The sequence below is a fragment of the Melaminivora sp. genome, assembly GCF_032059615.1.
Taxonomy (GTDB): Bacteria; Pseudomonadota; Gammaproteobacteria; order Burkholderiales; family Burkholderiaceae_C; genus Melaminivora.
Genome location: NZ_DAMCAM010000067.1, coordinates 1 through 14,813, shown reverse-complemented (window position 1 = coordinate 14,813; position 14,813 = coordinate 1). Strand labels below are relative to the sequence as shown.

Sequence of the window (14,813 nt, the reverse complement as noted above, 5' to 3'; positions counted from 1 at the left end):
CGATGATGAAGGCGCCGAAGAACCAGTTGGCCACGTAGATGTGCCGGACCTTGCGGATGCCGATGGTGCCGAAAAACACCACGGCGTAGCTGACCCACACGGCGGCGATCAGGATGTCGATGGGCCACTCGAGCTCGGCGTATTCCTTGCCCGAGGTGTAGCCCAGCGGCAGGCTGATGGCGGCGGCCACGATCACAGCCTGCCAGCCCCAGAAGGTGAAGGCGGCCAGCTTGGGCAGGAACAGCCGCGTCTGGCAGGTGCGCTGCACCACCCAGTAGCTGGTGGCAAACAGGCCGCAGCCGCCGAAGGCGAAGATGACCGCGTTAGTGTGCAGCGGCCGCAGGCGCCCGTAGCTGAGCCACGGGATGCCGAAGTTCAATTCAGGCCAGGTCAGCTGGGCGGCGATGAACACCCCGACCAGCATGCCGACCACCCCCCACACGACCGACATGATCGTGAACTGGCGCACGACGGTATCGTCGTAATGCGCTATTTTCGTTTGTGCAGATTCCATCGGGCACCTCTTGTAATTGCAGCAAAAAGTTTCAGCCAGGCTCACCCTGGGGACGTTGACCGACGTCAACCATCCCGCAGAATGCGCTCTCCTTCCTGATCGACGTTCTCGAACTGCCCTCGATAGACCGCCCACCACAGCCCGGCCAGCACGAACAGCACGAGCACCACGGAAAGGGGAATCAGCAGGTAGAGAATGTCCATGTCACGCGATCTCCAGAGCCGGCGCGGCCAGCGCCGCCGCGCCGCCGTCGGGCGCCCCGGGGCTGCGCGCCAGGCGCGCGGCGTTGAGCACCACCAGCAGCGAGCTGAGCGCCATGCCCAGTCCTGCCAGCCATGCGGGCATGTAGCCGGCAAATGCCAGGGGCACGCCCAGGGCGTTGTAGCCGGCAGCCCACCACAGGTTCTGGCGCACGATGCGCAGGGTGCGCCGCGATAGCAGCAGCGCCTGCGCGACCAACCCGAGATTGTCGCCCATAACGACCAGATCGGACTTTGACTGGGCCAGGGGCACGGCCCGGCCAAAAGCAAAGGACACGTGCGCGCCCGCCAGCACCGGGCCGTCATTCAGGCCGTCGCCCACCATGGCCACCTGGCGGTGCTGGCGCTGCAAGGCCTGCAGGTGTTCGAGCTTGTCCTGGGGCGTGCAGCCGCCGCGCGCGGCGGAAATGCCGGCGCGCGCGGCAACCTGCCGCACGGCCTGGGGCCGGTCGCCGGACAGCAGTTCCACCTGCACGCCGGCCTCCTGCAGCTGCCGGACCACCTGTGCCGCCTCGGGCCGCAGCTCTTCGGCCAGGACAAAATGTCCCAGCTCCTCGACCCGTCCGTTGTGTTCGAGCGACAACAGCGCCTGTGCATCCCGCTGCGGCAGGCGGGTGTGCGCGGCCGAACCCAGGCGCAGCACGCCCTCCCCGCCACCGGGCAGGCTGACCGCGGCCTCCAGGCCCGCACCGGTGATCTCGCGCACGTCGCGCACGTTCCAGCCCTCAGGCGCTGCAAGGTCCTGCCCCTCGCGGGCCAGCGCGCGCGAGACCGGGTGCAGGGAATGGCTTGCGAGCCGTGCCGCGAGTGCCAGCGCGGACTCGCCCGTGAAGCCCGGGCCCGGGCGCACTTCCTGCAGCGACAGGCCGTCGCGGGTGAGCGTGCCGGTCTTGTCGAAGACCACCGTGTCCACCGCCGCCAGCGCCTCCAGGGCCTGCAGGTTGCGCACCAGCACGCCGCGCCGCGCCAGCGTGCCGGCGGAGGTCAGCATGGCCACCGGCGTGGCCAGCGACAGTGCGCACGGGCAGGTGACGATCAACACCGACACGGCCACCATGAGCGCCCGCGCCGGGTCGGTGGGCCACCACCACAGCACGGCCACGGCTGCCGCCAGCAACACGGCGACGAGGAAGGGCCGCGCCACGCGATCGGCCAGCTGTGCCAGCCGGGGTTTTTGCAGCGAGGCGCTCTCCATCAGCGCGACGATCTGGCCGAAGCGCGTCCCGGCGCCCAGCGCCTGCACCTCGACCTGCACGGCCGAGCGCAGGTTGTAGCTGCCGGCCGTGACGCTGGTGCCCAGCGGCTTGTCCACGGCGGTGGACTCACCGGTGAGCAGGGCCTCGTCGGCCTGCGTGCTGCCGGCCGCGATGCGCCCGTCCGCCGGAAAGGCCTCGCCGGGCAGCACCCGCACCACGTCGCCCACCTTCAGCCGGCGCGTGGACACGCGCTCGAAACCGCCATCGGCGCCGCGCCGCTCCACACTGTCAGGCAGCCGGTTCATGACCGCCTCCAGCGCGCCGGCGGTGCGGTCGCGCAGGCGCAGCTCCAGCCAGCGGCCGGTCAGCAGAAAGAACACGAACATGGTCAGCGAGTCGTAGTAGACCTCGCGCCCGAAGGGCCCCGTCGGGTCGAACGTGCCCGCCATGCTCACGACGAAGGCGATCAGCATGCCTGCGGCCACCGGCAGGTCCATGCTGACCCGGCGCTGGCGGATGTCGCGCAGCGCGCTGGTGAAGAACGGCCCGCAGGCAAACAGCACCACCGGCAGGCTGATGACCCAGGAAGCCCAGCGCAAGAGCTGCTCCATCTCCAGCGTCAGGTCGCCCGGCATGGCCTGGTAGGCCGGCCAGGCGTACATCATGACCTGCATCATGCAAAAGCCCGCCACCAGCCAGCGCCACAGTGCACGGCGGTGCTCGCGCTGGCGCTGCTCGCGGGCAAAGGCGTCCATGGCGGGCATGGCGTGGTAGCCGGCATGGCGTACGGCGTCCATCCAGCCGGACGGCAACACCTGCCCCGGGTGCCAGACCACGCGCGCGCGGCAGGTGGCGGCGCTCACGTCAGCCTCCTGCACGCCCGGCACGCGCCGCAGGGCTTCTTCGATGGTGAGGGCGCAGGCCGCGCAGTGCATGCCGCCGAGCACGACGTGGGACTCCCAGGCCGTCTCCTTGGGGGCGAGACCAGCCGCGTCCGCCACACCGTGGGGCCGGCCGAATGCGGACCATTCCTGGGGATCGTCCAGCAGCGCGAGGTCGCGTTCGGCGTGCCCGGGTGCGGCGTCCTCGCGCGCGGCAGGTGTGCCAGCGGGCGCGAACGGGCTGGACGGGAAAATTGACATGGAGCAAAGCCTAACTCCGGCGCAAGCCGGCAATATTGACTTGGATCAAGATACAAGGGGCGCCCGACATCCTATGCTCTCAAGCCTTTTCCATTCCCCGTGACCCCTCTCCGAGGAGCCCTTTCATGTACCAATGCATCCTGATCGCCACCGACGGCTCCGAATTGTCCGAAAAAGCCGTCGAGAGCGGGCTGGAACTGGCCCGACTCACGGGCGCCTCGGTCGTGGCGCTGAAGGTGGTGCCGCGCTATCCGCGCAGCTATTTCGAGGGCGGCGCGGCGGTGGACCCGACCGAGGTCAAGCGCGTCGAGGCGCAGTGGGGCGACGCGGCGCTGGGGCTGGTCAACGGCATCAAGCAGCGCGGCAAGGCCGCAGGCATCACGGTCAAGTCCGCCGTGGTCAAGTCCGATCTGATCGCCGAAGCCGTGCTGGCTGCCGCCAGGAAGCACGAGTGCGACCTGATCGTCATGGCGTCGCACGGGCGCAAGGGCCTCAAGCGCCTGCTGCTGGGCAGCGAGACGCAGCACGTGCTCACGCACTCGCACATCCCGGTGCTGGTGTTGCGCTGAGCAATGAAACTGGCGCTTTCCGGCGCCAGGCAAGGACGGGCAGCTCTGTATTTGGAAGCGTGGCAGCGGCTTGCGCGCCCTGCCCCGCTGCCGTTCAGGCGAACAGATCCTGGTGCTGCTCGCGCAGCAGGTTCTTCTGCACCTTGCCCATGGTGTTGCGCGGCAGCTCGGCGGCGAGAAAGCAGCGCTTGGGCACCTTGTAGCCGGCCAGTTGCTGCTTGAGCTGCAGCAGCAGCGCGTCGGGATCGGGCGCGGCGCCCGGGCGCGGCACGACGATGGCCACGCCGGCCTCGCCGAAATCGGGGTGCGGCACCCCGACCACGGCGCTCTCGGCCACGCCCGGCAGCTCGTTGAGCACACTCTCCACCTCGGCGGGATAGACGTTGTAGCCGCCGCTGATGATCAGGTCCTTGCTGCGGCCGATGATGGTCACGTAGCCGCGCTCGTCCTGCAGCCCCACGTCGCCCGTCCTGAACCAGCCGTCGGCCGTGAACTCTTCACGCGTTTTCTCGGGCATGCGCCAGTAGCCGGCGAAGACATTGGGCCCGCGCACCTGGATGTGGCCGGCCTCGCCCGCGGCCACCGGGGTGCCGCCGTCATCGACCACGCGCAGCCCCACGCCCGGCAGCGCAAAGCCCACCGTGGCGCCGCGCCGCTCGTCCTGGCCACCGTGGCGCTCGTCGGCCGTCCAGGGGTTGGAGGTGAGCATGATGGTCTCGCTCATGCCGTAGCGCTCCAGGATGGTGTGGCCGGTGCGCTCCTGCCACTGGCGGAAGGTCTCGATGAGCAGAGGTGCCGAGCCCGAGATGAACAGGCGCATGTGCCGCGCCGCCTCGCGCGTGAGCGCGGGGTCGGCCAGCATGCGCACGTACAGCGTCGGCACGCCCATGAAGACGGTGGCGCGCGGCAGGGCGTCGATGACGGCGCGCGGCTCGAAGCGCGGCAGCCAGATCATCTTGCTGCCGTTGATCAGCGCGCCATGGATGGCCACGAACAGGCCGTGCACATGGAAGATGGGCAAGGCGTGGACCAGCACGTCGCCCTCCCGCCAGCCCCAGTAGTCCTTGAGCACCAGGGCGTTGGACAGCAGGTTGCCGTGCGTGAGCATGGCGCCCTTGCTGCGCCCGGTGGTGCCGCTGGTGTAGAGGATGGCCGCCAGGTCCTGGGCGGTGCGGGCCACGGGCTCGTGCTCGTCGCCGAAGTGCGCCGCACGCTCCAGCAGGCTGCCGCTGCGGTCGTCGCCGAGCGTGAAGACGCTGTGCGCGCCACGCGCGAACGCGATGCGCGAGACCCAGCCGAAGTTGCCCGGCGTGCACACCACCACCGCCGGCTCGGCGTTGTCGATGAAGTACTCGATCTCGGCGCTCTTGTAGGCGGTGTTGAGCGGCAGGAAGACATGGCCCGCGCGCAGCGTGGCCAGGTACAGCAGCAGGGCCTCGACGGACTTTTCCACCTGCACGGCGACGCGGCTGCCCTTGGGCAGGGCCAGCGACTGCAGCAGGTTGGCGATGCGGGCGCTGGCGCGCTCCAGGTCGCGCCAGGTGTAGTTCAGCGATTCACCGTGCGGGCCGGTGGCCTCCACCGCCGTGCTGTCCAGGTCGGCCGGAAAGGCGGCGCGCAGGGCGCTGTAGAGGTTGAGCGAAGGCAGGGTCATGGCAGGGACGCGGAAAGAAAAGAAACCGTCAGAACACCGGCGCGCGCTTGGCAAGAAAGGCCGTGATGCCCTCGCGGTGCTCGGCGCTGTCGGCGTAGGCATACGGATCGGGCTCCGCCATACCCTGGTCTTCTTTTTCGATAGCACCGAGTCCAGCACCGGCACCGGAAAACGGCGATTTCATGGCAGACAGCGCGCGCAGCGTCTGCTTGTTCATGCGGGCCGCGCCAGGGGCCAGGCGGGCGATGCGCCGGGCGCTGGCCAGCGCCTCGGCGGCCAGCTGACCGGGCTGCGCCACGCGGCTGAGAAAGCCGCAGCCGAGCATCTGCGCGGCGTCGAAGGTGGCGGCCTCCAGCAACATCTGGCGCGCCACGGTCTCGCCCACGGCGCCGGCCACCAGCGCCGCCTCGCGCGGCGCCATCGGAAAGCCCAGCCGCGCGATGGGCGCGCCAAAGCGGGCGTCGGCGGCGGCGATGCGCAGGTCGCAGCAGCTGGCAATCTCCACCCCCGCGCCCATGCAGGCGCCGGCGATGGCCGCCACGATGGGCACATCGCACTGGCGCATGGCCGCCAGCCCGCCCCAGACGTCGCTTTCGTGAAAGTCGCGCAGCTCGGCGGGATCGAACCGGAAGGCCGGGTACTCCGAGATGTCGCCGCCGGCGCAGAAGGCACCGTCCGCGCCCTCGACCAGCACGCAGCGCGCAGCGGGGTCGGCCTGGATGCGCTCGAACACCGCCCGCAGCTCGCGCCACATGGCGCGCGTCATGGCGTTGAGCCGGCCTTCGTGGCGCAGCACCACGTGCACCAGGCCGGGCACGGCAGCGTCCGCGGCCGGCCAGTGCACCTCGATCCGTCCGCCGCTCATGGCTGGCGCGCCAGGCCCTCGACCTCGGCGGAGACGGGGATGCGGCCCTGCGCCAGCAGGGTGCGGTGGCGGTCCAGCCGCTTGGTGTCGTAGAGGTAGTTGACCATGAGGCCGAAAGACTGCTTCATGCCCTTGGCCGAGGGGTCGCCCGCCCAGTTGAGCCGCTCCACCCGCGCGCCGTTGCCCAGGTGAAAACGCGCCACCGGGTCGAGCGGCCTGCCGCTCTTGTCCAGCTCGCGCCCCAGGTAGCAGGCCGCGGCGCGCAGCAGGAACTGCGCCACGGGAGACTTGGGCGCCAGCTCGAGTGCCTGGTCGGCCGCCGCCAGCACATCGGCGATCTGCGGCTCGGCCGGCGCCTCGGGCAGTGCCCGGCCCAGCTCGGCGCGCTCCTTGTCGCCCATCCTGTCGATGCGCTCCGCCCCGTGTTTGGCCAGCCAGGCACGAAAGCCCGGGATGGGCGAGAGCGTGGCAAAGGTGCGCAGGCGCGGGAACTCGCCCGTGAGTGTCTCGGCCACGTGCTTGATCAGCGAGTCGCCGAAACTGACCCCGCGCAGGCCCGGCTGGGTGCTGCTGATGGAGTAGAAGATGGCGGTGGTCGCGCGCTTGAGGTCGGCCGGCGCGGCCGTTTCGTCCAGCAGCGGCGTGATGCTGGAGGAAATCTCGCCGACCAGCGCCACCTCCACGAAGATCAGCGGCTCATCGGGCATGCGCGGGTGGAAGAAGCCATAGCAGCGCCGGTCGCTGTCGAGGCGGTTCTTCAGGTCGGCCCAGCTCTTGATGTCGTGCACGGCCTCGTACTTGATGAGCTTTTCCAGCAGCGAGGCGGGCGAATCCCAGGACAGGCGGCGCAGCTCCAGGAAGGCCACGTCGAACCAGGTGGAAAACAGCTGCCCGAGCTCGGCGTCCAGCGGCACCAGGCGCTTGTCTCCACGCAGGCGCGGCAGCAGCTCGGCGCGCAGGTTGACCAGAAAACGCAGCCCCTCGGGGAACACGGCAAAGCGCTGCAGCAGCCGGGTGCGCCCCGACAGCAGCGCCCGGCGCAGGTGCGCCTCGGCCTGGGGCGCTTCCTCGGTGCCGGCAGCCTGCTCGTAGCGCTGCTGCGCGGCCTTGACCTGCGCGGCGTCGGGCACGAACTGCTCGCAGATCAGCAGCCACAGGTCGCGCCGCTCTTCCGGCTTGGCCTGGGCGTACCAGTCGGCCACGGCCTGCGCGTGCCGGCCGGCCTCGACCTCGCTGACCCGCTCGGCCGCCACGGCCTGCAGATCGTCCAGCAGGCGGCGCAGTGCGCGCGGCGGCAGGGCCTCGCCGGCGCGGCGCAGCGTGGCCTGCAGGCGCTCGTGGGTGTTGCGTTCGGGCGGTGACGCGGGGGCCGCCGCGGCCTTGTCGCCAGCGGCGGGGCGCAGGCGCGCCACGTTGCGGGATATCCAGGAAGAAGCTGCGTTCATCGTCTAGGGTTCAGGGCAGCAGCGCCGATCGGCGTGCCGCGGTGGTGGGCGGTTCAATCAAAAGGGTAGCAACAAGTGCTTATCTGGCAAGGACTTCGGGGCAATTTCATGCGAGCGCAGGCACGGGCTGGCGCTGCGCGCGGGCCCACATCCACAACCCCGCGGCAATCATGGGCAGGCACAGCCACTGGCCCATGCTCATGCCCAGGCTGAGCAGGCCCAGGAAGGCGTCGGGCTCGCGGAAATATTCGGCGATGAACCTGAGCGTGCCATAGCCGACGAGGAACGCCGCCGCCACCTCGCCGCGCCGGCGCGGCCGGCGCGCGTACAGCCACAACAACACGAACAGCAGCAGTCCTTCCAGCAGGAATTGATAGATCTGCGAGGGATGGCGCGGCAGCATGGAGCCGCTTTGCGGGAACACCATGCCCCAGGGCAGGTCGGGCGATGCGAAGCGCCCCCACAGCTCGCCGTTGATGAAGTTGCCCACGCGCCCCGCGGCCAGCCCCGTGGGCACGCACGGCGCGACGAAGTCGGCCACCTCCAGCCACGGCCTGCGGCGCGAGTGGGCAAACCACAGCATGGCCGCGATCACGCCCAGCAGGCCGCCGTGAAAGCTCATGCCGCCCTGCCAGACGGCGAACACCTCCAGCGGGTGCGCGAGGTAGTAGCCCGGCTTGTAGAACAGGCAGTAGCCCAGCCGCCCGCCCACCACCACGCCCAGCACGCCCAGGAAGAGGATGTCTTCCACGTCCTTGCGGGTCCAGCCGAGCGCGGCATAGGGCGGATGGCGCAGGCGCAGCGTGCCCAGGAACATGAACAGGGCGAAGGCTGCGAGGTAGGTCAGGCCATACCAGTGGATGGCCAGCGGCCCTATCTGCAGGGCCACGGGATCGATATGCGGGTACATCAGCATGGCAGGCATTGTGACGCAGCCCCCGGGGCGATCCGTCCCTTGCGGGACCGACGGCGGGTCAGCCGCCGCTGCGCTCCAGCCCGCGCAGCGCCAGCAGCAGCCCCATGCCCGCCAGCATCACGGCCGCCGTGGCCAGCAGGGCCCCGGAGTAGCTGCCCGTGGCCGCGGCAATGGCCCCGGTCATGGCCGGCGCGATGACTTGCGCGGCGCCATAGCTGAGCGTCAGGCGCGCCATGGCCTTGGAAGGGTTGTCAGGATAGTGCCGCCCGATCAGCGCCAGCGTCAGGCTGACGATGCCGGCAAAGGTGCCACCGTACAGCACGGCGCTGGCCAGGTTCCATACTGGCGCGCTGCTGACCGCCGGCAGCACGATCGAGATGATCTGCAGCCCATAGGCCAGCAGCAGCGCCGGCACCTGCCCGAGCGCGGTGGCGACGCGGTCCCACAGCAGGCTGGACGGGATGGCGGCCAGGCCGATGACGATCCACACCAGCGCGCCCTGGCCGGCCATGAGCGGCATCTTCTCGACGATGTCGACGATGAAGGTGGCGCTCACCACATAGCCAAAGCCGGCACAGAAGTACGACGCCATCAGCAGCGCCAGCCAGCGCCGCGATGGCGCGGCCCCTCGGCCCTCCGTCCCGGCAGTGGCAGCGCTGCCCGCCACGGGGGCGGCGCCCGGCTGCGGCATCCAGTGCCAGGCCGGCAGGAAGAACACCAGCCCCAGCACGCCCAGCGCCAGCCACTGGCCCGACCAGGGCAGCTGCGCCAGCGCTCCGGCCGCCAGGCCCGACACGGCGATGCCCAGCCCCAGGCCCGTGAAGTGCAGGCCCAGCACCGGCCGCTGGCGCTGGCGCATCAGCCAGTTCAGCACCAGGCCTGAGGCCAGAAGCATGCCGGCGCTGCTGGACATGCCGCCGATGAAGCGCAGCAGCGCCCACAGCAGCACGTGGTCCGTCAGGCCCATGGCGGCAGTGCTGAGCACGGCCGCCAGCAGCCCCCAGCGGTAATAGCGGTACTTGCGCGCCATGTCGCCGGTGACCGCGGCGATCAACGCCCCGGCGATGTAGCCGGCGTAGTTGGCGGCCGCCAGCCAGCCGCCCGCCAGGTACGACAGGCCCGCCTGCTCGCGCATCACCGGCAGCAGCAGCGTATAGGCAAAGCGCGCCAGGCCGATGGTCAGGATCAGCGAGGCGACGCCCGCCAGCAGCACGCGCAGGCGCGCGGTGTCAGAAGCTTGCATGGGTTTTCGCCGTTTTCCCCTTGCTGGGCAAGGGCGTGCAGCTATTCATAAAGGAGCGGCCCCTCGGCCCGTCAGCGCGGCTGCACGTAAACCATGGTGGCCTGCATCAGCGCCACCACCTTGGGCTCGGCGCCATTCGCGGTATGCGCCAGCACTTCGCCGGTCACCACCGCCAGCTGGCGCCCGGCATTGACCACCCGGCCCACGGCCACGAAGCGCTGACCAATGGCCGGGCGCAGGAAGTTGGTCTTGAACTCGGCCGTGACCACATCGCAGCCCTCAGGCCCGCGTGTCAGCGCCGCATAGCCGCAGGCGCTGTCCACCACGCTGGTGATGGCGCCGGCGTGCACGTAGCCGTGCTGCTGGGACAGACGCGCGTCAAACGGCAGCTCGATGCGCACTTCGCCGTCCTGCACATGCGCCAGGCGCGCGCCCAGCGTGGTCATCAGGCCCTGGGCGTTGAAGCTGGCGGCGATGCGCTCGTGAAGGTCGTTCATGGTTCGCAGGTTTCCTTGAAGGGGTCAAGTGAGATTCAGCCCGCCGTCCAGCAGCAGGATTTCGCCCGTCACATAGTCGCTGGCGGCGAGCATGGCCACTGCCTGGGCGACGTCCGCCGGCTGCGCGGCGCGGCGCATGGGGGCGCGCTCGCGCCACAAATCTTGGGCCTGCGTCCAGCCTGCCGTCAGCGGCGTATCGACCAGGCCCGGCGCTACGGCATTCACGCGGATGCGCGGCGCCAGCGACAGGGCAAGCAGCCGCGTCACGTGGTTCAGCGCCGCCTTGGTGGCGGCGTACGGAATGGACGCGCCCTTGGGCCGCACGCCGGCGTGCGAGCTAACGTTGATGACGCAGCCGGCCCGGCCACGCTCGGCCGCCGCCTCCAGCGCCGCGCGCGCCTCTGCCACCAGGCGGAACGGGGCCACCACGCTGATCTCGTGCAGAGCGTGCCAGAGGTCCGGCGTGGCGGCGAGCAGGTCGTCGTGCGGCACCACGCGGCTGATGCCAGCGTTGTTCACCAGCACGTCCAGCCGGCCCCAGGCGGCCACGGCTTCGCGCACTAGGCGCACACGGTCCGCATCCACCGCCAGGTCGGCCTGGATGTAGACCGCGCGACCCAGCTCGGCGGCCAGCGCCTGGCCGGCCTGCGCCGAGCTGCGGGAATGAACGATGACCGCGTAGCCCTCGCCCGCCAGGCGCCGCGCGATGGCTGCGCCGATGCCCGACGTCGACCCCGTGACCAGGGCAACGGGCGCGGGGGCGCTCAATCGAGCAGCGACAGGTCGCGCACGGCGCCCTTGTCGGCGCTGGTCACCAGCTTGGCGTAGGCCTTCAGCGCCGCGGACACCTTGCGCGGACGCGGCTCGGCCGGCTTCCAGCCCTTCGCGTCCTGCTCGGCGCGGCGACGTGCCAGCTCGGCGTCGTCCACCAGCACGTCGATGGTGCGGTTCGGGATGTCGATGCGGATGCGGTCGCCATTCCTCACCAGGCCGATGGCGCCACCCGATGCCGCCTCGGGCGAAACGTGGCCGATGGACAGCCCGGACGTGCCGCCGGAAAAGCGCCCGTCGGTCAGCAGCGCGCAGGCCTTGCCCAGGCCCTTGGACTTCAGATAACTGGTCGGGTACAACATCTCCTGCATGCCGGGGCCACCCTTAGGGCCCTCGTAGCGAATCACGACCACGTCGCCGGGCTGCACCTGGTCTTCCAGGATGTGGTGAACGGCATCGTCCTGCGACTCGACGACATGCGCCGGGCCCTCGAAAACCAGGATGGACTCGTCCACGCCGGCGGTCTTGACCACGCAGCCGTCCAGCGCGATGTTGCCGTGCAGCACTGCCAGGCCGCCCTCCTTGCTGTAGGCGTGGTCGTAGCTGCGGATGCAGCCGTGCTCGCGGTCCAGGTCCAGGCTGGGCCAGCGCGCGTCCTGGCTGAAGGCCACCTGCGTGGGGATGCCGCCTGGCCCGGCCAGGTACATGCGATGCACGGCGTCGTCCTGGGTGCGGGTCACGTCCCACTGGTCCAGCGCCTCGCCCAGGGTCCTGGCGTGCACCGTGGGCACGTCGGTGTGCAGCTTGCCGGCCCGGTCCAGCTCACCCAGGATGGCCATGATGCCGCCGGCGCGGTGCACGTCCTCGATGTGGTACTTGTCGGTGTTGGGCGCGACCTTGCACAGCTGGGGCACCTCCAGCGAGATGCGGTCGATGTCCTTCATCGTGAACGGGATCTCCGCCTCCTGCGCGATGGCCAGCAGGTGCAGGATGGTGTTGGTGGAGCCGCCCATGGCGATGTCCAGCGTGATGGCGTTCTCGAACGCCGGCAGGCCCACCGAGCGCGGCAGGATGCGCTCGTCATCCTGCTCGTAGTACTGGCGCGCCAGTTCCACGATGCGGCGGCCGGCGCGCTTGAACAGCTCTTCGCGGTCGGCGTGCGTGGCCAGCAGCGTGCCATTGCCCGGCAGCGACAGGCCCAGGGCCTCGGTCAGGCAGTTCATGGAGTTGGCGGTGAACATGCCCGAGCACGAGCCGCAGGTCGGGCAGGCCGAGCGCTCGACCTCGGCCACGTCGGCGTCGCTGACCTTGTCGTCGGCGGCCATGACCATGGCGTCCACCAGGTCCAGCTTCTTGGTGAAGCTCACCGTGGCCTGGCCCGGCACGGCCAGCTTGGCCTTGCCGGCCTCCATGGGGCCGCCGGAGACGAAGATCACCGGAATGTTCAGCCGCATGGCGGCCATCAGCATGCCAGGGGTGATCTTGTCGCAGTTGGAGATGCAGACCATGGCGTCTGCGCAGTGCGCGTTCACCATGTATTCGACGCTGTCGGCGATGATCTCGCGGCTGGGCAGCGAGTACAGCATGCCGTCATGGCCCATGGCGATGCCGTCGTCCACGGCGATGGTGTTGAACTCCTTGGCCACGCCGCCGGCGGCCTCGATCTCGCGCGCCACCAGCTGGCCCAGGTCCTTCAGGTGCACGTGGCCGGGCACGAACTGCGTGAACGAGTTGACCACCGCGATGATGGGCTTCTGGAAGTCGGCATCCTTCATGCCGGTGGCGCGCCACAGCGCGCGGGCGCCCGCCATGTTGCGGCCGGCAGTGGAGGTCTTGGAACGGTATTCGGGCATCGTGGAACCTGGGCGGGAAAGGGTGGGTGTCGGGTGAAGACGGGAAGCGGGCCGGCCTGTGGCACCGGCGGGACCGGGGGCGCCCTGCGGCGCGCCTTGTGGGCGCCACCGCGCCGTTGCGCCTCGGGTCGATCGAACGATTATGTCGCAGCCCTGCTGCCGGCTGCAGGGGCCGTGGCGCGGGCATACTGGCGGTCCTGACGCCTGTCCGACCTTGCCCGACCGAATCCATGACTTCCGTGCTTGCCCAGCAGCCCATCGGCGTGTTCGACAGCGGCATTGGCGGCCTGAGCGTGCTGGCCGCGCTGCGCGAGGCGCTGCCGCACGAGCGCTTCATTTACCTGGCCGACAGTGGGCATGCACCCTATGGTGAGAAGGGCGACGGCTTCGTCACGGCACGCTCGCTGGCCATTGCCCGCTGGCTGGTGGAGGAGCAGGCCATCAAGGCGCTGGTGGTTGCCTGCAACACCGCCACCGCGGCGGCGGTGGACGCGCTGCGCGCCGCCCTGCCGGGGCTGCCGGTGATCGGCGTGGAGCCGGCGCTCAAGCCGGCCGCAGCCGCCACCCGCACCGGCCACGTGGGCGTGCTGGCGACGCGCGGCACGGTGCACAGCGAGCGCTTTGCACGCCTGCGCGCGGCGCACGAGGACCGGGTGCGGTTCTCGGTGCAGGCTTGCGACGGCCTCGCGCACGCCATCGAGCAAAGCACCGGCGAGCCGCCGCAGGCTGCCCGGGCGCGGGACGCCATGCAGGATCTGTGCGTGCGCTACACCACGGCCCTTGGCGACTTCGGCACCCGCGAAGGCGCCATGGACACCCTGGTGCTGGGCTGCACCCACTACGTGTTTGCGCGCGAGCTGCTGCGCACTCTGGTGGGCCCGCAGGTGCAGATCATCGACACCGGCGTGGCCGTGGCGCGCCAGACCCGGCGCCTGCTGGCGGCGTGCAGCGCCCTGGCGCCCGAACAACGGGGTGACGCGAGCTTCGGCGCCAGTGGCCAGATCCGGCTGGTGACCACGGGCTCCCTGTCCGATCTACAGGCCGCGGCCGCGCACTGGCTGGGCTTGCCCCCACATGCGTGCGCTGCGTTGCCCTGCCTGGAGCCAGCGCGGGTTTTTTAATGAAAAACGGGCCCGAAGGCCCGCCATGTCTTGAGGTATTGCTCTCTTTAAAAGAGCAAAATTGACCGCAGCTTCAGTGCAGATGGCGCGGGCGGCGCCCGCCGCCGTGGCCGCCGCCACCGGCCCCGCCCGTGCCGCGCGGGGACTTGCCGATCTCCAGCGAGCTCACCAGCGCGTCGAAGCGCTCGGAGAACAGCTTGTCGATCTCACCCACCACGCCGCCCAGCTCGGCGCCGTCGAAGTGGCGCTCCATCAGGTTGACGACGTCCTGCACCAGCAGGTCGCGCTGCGCCTGCATGATGGCTGCAGGCGTGGGGCCCACGAAGAGCATCACGAAATCGTCGCGCGCCTCGGCATCGTCGTCGGACTCTTCTTCGTCGAACTCCGCGTCGTAGAAGGTGACCTCGATGGCCGCGCCCTGTTCTGCCAGTTCGTTCAGGCCCATGCACATGTCGTCCAGCGATTGGCGGAAGTCCTCACCGCCGCGCACGGTCCAGCAAATCTGCAGCAGGCGCTCCTTGGCATCGAACTCGATGCCCGGCTCATCTTCGTAGGCGCTCTGCGCCCCGTCGGCCAGCGACCGGGCACCGGCGTACTTCCACAGGGGCTTGAGCGCGTCCTGGAGCTGGCTGAAGTTCACGTCGTCGCGCAACTGCACCTGACCGTGGACGTGGATTTCAAAAGGAGCGTTGTAGTCTGACATAGGGAATCTCCTGGTGCCCCGGGCCGGGGTCGAACCGGCACGCCCCTTTGCAGGAAAGCGGCGG

At 70.0% G+C, this 14,813-nt stretch carries 14 protein-coding genes; 2 read left to right on the top strand and 12 right to left on the bottom strand.

Features of this window, described 5'->3' with window-relative positions:
• The 3 genes from RT051_RS12680 to RT051_RS12670 all read right to left on the bottom strand — a co-directional run.
• A partial coding sequence (locus RT051_RS12680) for a cbb3-type cytochrome c oxidase subunit I (protein WP_313077256.1) occupies positions 1–514 on the bottom strand: 514 nt, incomplete at its 3' end.
• Positions 515–579: 65 nt separating this feature from the next.
• A complete protein-coding gene (gene ccoS, locus RT051_RS12675) occupies positions 580–717 on the bottom strand; it encodes a cbb3-type cytochrome oxidase assembly protein CcoS (RefSeq protein ID WP_011804518.1) in 138 nt (45 codons plus the stop codon).
• Between the two features lies 1 nt (position 718).
• Positions 719–3,112 (bottom strand): cation-translocating P-type ATPase, encoded by a 2,394-nt coding sequence (locus RT051_RS12670; RefSeq protein WP_313077255.1) that lies wholly within the window; start codon positions 3,110–3,112, stop codon positions 719–721.
• Positions 3,113–3,237: 125 nt separating this feature from the next.
• Between RT051_RS12670 and RT051_RS12665 the strand changes: the two genes are divergently transcribed.
• Positions 3,238–3,681, top strand: a complete 444-nt coding sequence (locus tag RT051_RS12665; protein ID WP_313077254.1) for a universal stress protein — start codon at positions 3,238–3,240, stop codon at positions 3,679–3,681.
• A 94-nt stretch (positions 3,682–3,775) separates the two neighbouring features.
• Here the strand turns inward: RT051_RS12665 and RT051_RS12660 are convergent, their stop codons facing one another.
• From RT051_RS12660 to ilvD, 8 genes are all read right to left on the bottom strand, one after another.
• The gene (locus tag RT051_RS12660) at positions 3,776–5,335 is read right to left on the bottom strand and encodes a malonyl-CoA synthase (protein ID WP_313077252.1); all 1,560 of its coding nucleotides are present in this window, start codon (positions 5,333–5,335) and stop codon (positions 3,776–3,778) included.
• A gap of 28 nt (positions 5,336–5,363) precedes the next feature.
• Positions 5,364–6,200, bottom strand: a complete 837-nt coding sequence (locus RT051_RS12655) for an enoyl-CoA hydratase/isomerase family protein (protein WP_313077251.1) — start codon at positions 6,198–6,200, stop codon at positions 5,364–5,366.
• The gene (locus RT051_RS12650; protein WP_313077250.1) at positions 6,197–7,645 is read right to left on the bottom strand and encodes a malonyl-CoA decarboxylase; all 1,449 of its coding nucleotides are present in this window, start codon (positions 7,643–7,645) and stop codon (positions 6,197–6,199) included. Before RT051_RS12650 ends, RT051_RS12655 begins: the two co-directional genes overlap by 4 nt.
• Before the next feature lie 106 nt (positions 7,646–7,751).
• Positions 7,752–8,561: a prolipoprotein diacylglyceryl transferase gene (lgt, locus tag RT051_RS12645; protein ID WP_313077249.1), complete on the bottom strand. Its 810-nt coding sequence runs from the start codon at positions 8,559–8,561 to the stop codon at positions 7,752–7,754.
• A gap of 58 nt (positions 8,562–8,619) precedes the next feature.
• Positions 8,620–9,804: a YbfB/YjiJ family MFS transporter gene (locus tag RT051_RS12640; protein WP_313077247.1), complete on the bottom strand. Its 1,185-nt coding sequence runs from the start codon at positions 9,802–9,804 to the stop codon at positions 8,620–8,622.
• A 71-nt stretch (positions 9,805–9,875) separates the two neighbouring features.
• Complete coding sequence (locus RT051_RS12635; protein WP_313077246.1) at positions 9,876–10,301, bottom strand: PaaI family thioesterase; 426 nt, start codon at positions 10,299–10,301, stop codon at positions 9,876–9,878.
• A 24-nt stretch (positions 10,302–10,325) separates the two neighbouring features.
• Positions 10,326–11,069 carry an SDR family oxidoreductase gene (locus tag RT051_RS12630; RefSeq protein ID WP_313077245.1) on the bottom strand — a complete coding sequence of 248 codons (744 nt, stop codon included), beginning with the start codon at positions 11,067–11,069 and terminating at the stop codon, positions 10,326–10,328.
• On the bottom strand, positions 11,066–12,925 hold the full coding sequence (ilvD, locus tag RT051_RS12625; protein WP_313077244.1) for a dihydroxy-acid dehydratase: 1,860 nt from the start codon (positions 12,923–12,925) through the stop codon (positions 11,066–11,068). Before ilvD ends, RT051_RS12630 begins: the two co-directional genes overlap by 4 nt.
• Before the next feature lie 230 nt (positions 12,926–13,155).
• On the opposite strand from ilvD, the gene murI reads away from it, so the two are divergent.
• Entirely contained in the window at positions 13,156–14,046 is an 891-nt protein-coding gene (gene murI, locus RT051_RS12620; protein ID WP_313077243.1) for a glutamate racemase, read from the top strand.
• A 73-nt stretch (positions 14,047–14,119) separates the two neighbouring features.
• On the opposite strand, the gene RT051_RS12615 is transcribed toward murI, so the two are convergent.
• Positions 14,120–14,749, bottom strand: coding sequence for a DUF6806 family protein (locus RT051_RS12615; RefSeq protein ID WP_313077242.1), 630 nt, complete (start codon positions 14,747–14,749; stop codon positions 14,120–14,122).
• Positions 14,750–14,813: the final 64 nt, after the last annotated feature.